The following is a 1,407-nucleotide window of genomic DNA, read 5'->3' on the forward strand; positions in this document are numbered from 1 at the left end:
TGGGCTGGGAGTCCGAGCCGCTCGACGCGCTGCGCCGCGTCCGCCTCGACGACACCGGCGCCGGTGATCAGTGCAACTTTTCCTTCGAAGCTGCCTTCGAGGCTGTTCATGCCGTCTCCTAGTTCGTCGTATGCCAGCGTGCGCTGTACTGCATGCGTACTCCGAACCCGCCCGAAAGAAACAGTCGATCCCGGACAGCGGGAATCTAGCCGATCACTGGTAAACGGCGGTCTCGAACTCCAGGTATCCGTTGATGGATCCAGCGTCCGCGAACGGCAGAATCTGCGTTGCCCAGAACCCTCCGACGCCGGTCTGCCGGTCGATCCAGTAATAGAGGTTGGCCAGACCCGCCCAAGCCAACGATCCGGCCGGCCTACCGGTGGGTGCCACCTCTTCATTTGTCATGAAGGAGTATGCCCATCCTTTGGGTACACCGGGGAAGAATTCCGCATCGTTGGACAGTGTCGGGAGAACTCCGGGCAACAACCCCACGTGCTGGCCTTCGAGCCCGTTCTGAACGGCTGCAGCTACCGTCTCCGACGACAACACGCGACCCGAAGTGCCCACGCCGTCGTTCAGCCACATACGAATGAACTTCATGTAGTCGCCGACAGTGCCGTGCAAACCGTGACCACCCATGTGCACCTCGGGTTCGGACGGAAGCTCGAATCCAATGAGCGGAGTGAGGCTTCCGTCGCTCTCACGCTGATGGATCGGCGCAAGTCGATCCTTCATCGACGGGCTCATCGTGAATGCCGTATCCGTCATCTCGAGCGGTTCGAAGATGCGCTCGCGCATGACATCGCCGAGTCGCTGACCTCGAATCGACTCGACGACCTGTCCGGCCCAGTCGATGTTGGTGCCGTACTCCCACTTCTCACCCGGGTCGAAGAGCAGCGGTGTCGTGAGCGCCGCTTTGCTGCACGTGATCACGCTGGGCTGCCCATGTTCCTGCGAGAGCCGATTGTACGACTCGTTGAAGAAGTCGTAGCCGAACCCTGCAGTGTGAAGGAGCAACATGCGAGTGGTGATGTCACGCTTGGGTTCCCGAAGAACAGGGTTTCCGCCGGCGTCGAAACCGTCGAGGACCTTCAGCTCACCGATGTCCGGAACATAGGTCGCTGCAGGTGCATCGAGATCGAGCAACCCCTCCTCCACACATTGCAGGACAGCAGTACCGGTGATCGCTTTGGTTGTGGAGAAGAGCGCAAAGGTTGTATCGAGGGTCATCGGAACGCCGTAACCTAGTGTCCGCTCACCCGCAGCACCCTCGTAGATGTTGCCTTCTCGATCCGTGATCATCGCAACCACACCCGGGACGCGATCGGCCCCCTGCTCCCAGCCCTACACCGGCGGCAAGCGCCTGTACGGCTACGTCAAGAGCGATCTGATGTGGGTCGGCGAGAA

2 pseudogenes are annotated in these 1,407 nt (G+C 60.7%); one reads left to right on the plus strand and one right to left on the minus strand.

Annotation, left to right across the window (positions count from 1 at the left end):
* Positions 1–213: 213 nt before the first annotated feature.
* Positions 214–1,314 (minus strand): annotated as a pseudogene (gene acmB, locus ABT116_RS46335) (methyl acetate hydrolase AcmB); the annotation flags it as partial.
* A gap of 25 nt (positions 1,315–1,339) precedes the next feature.
* On the opposite strand from acmB, the pseudogene ABT116_RS46340 reads away from it, so the two are divergent.
* A pseudogene (locus tag ABT116_RS46340) lies at positions 1,340–1,407 on the plus strand (FABP family protein); the annotation flags it as partial.

The sequence above is a fragment of the Streptomyces sp. NPDC002130 genome, assembly GCF_040296465.1.
Lineage (GTDB): Bacteria > Actinomycetota > Actinomycetes > Streptomycetales > Streptomycetaceae > Streptomyces.